Below are 403 nucleotides of genomic sequence, written 5' to 3'. Positions count from 1 at the left end.
GCCAAAAACAAATAAACGGCGGCGCTTCGTTCCTTTCACCACCGGGATTCCAATAAGGGAGACGACCCATGGCACAGGTAATCAACACCAATACGATGTCGCTCAACGCTCAGCGCAACCTGAGCACCAGCGGCAGCTCGCTCGCTACCACCATCCAGCGCCTGTCGTCGGGCCTGCGCATCAACAGCGCAAAAGACGACGCCGCCGGCCTGGCGATTTCCGAGCGCTTCGGCACCCAGATCCGCGGCACCGATGTCGCGATCCGCAATGCAAACGATGGCATCTCGCTGGCCCAGGTCGCCGAAGGTTCGTTGAACGAAGTCGGCAACAACCTGCAGCGATTCCGCGAACTGGCCGTGCAGGCCTCCAACGCCACCAAATCCTCCAGCGACCGCAAGGCCCT

General features: G+C 61.3%; 1 pseudogene. It reads left to right on the top strand.

The features are described from left to right. Positions 1-68: 68 nt before the first annotated feature. A pseudogene (locus tag ACLFKU_RS44300) lies at positions 69-403 on the top strand (flagellin); the annotation flags it as partial.

The organism is Paraburkholderia sp. EG304 (genome assembly GCF_046543485.1).
Taxonomy (GTDB): Bacteria; Pseudomonadota; Gammaproteobacteria; order Burkholderiales; family Burkholderiaceae; genus Paraburkholderia; species Paraburkholderia youngii.
The sequence above is the reverse complement of the archived record's forward strand: the minus strand, read 5'-3'. Positions and strand labels throughout refer to the sequence as shown.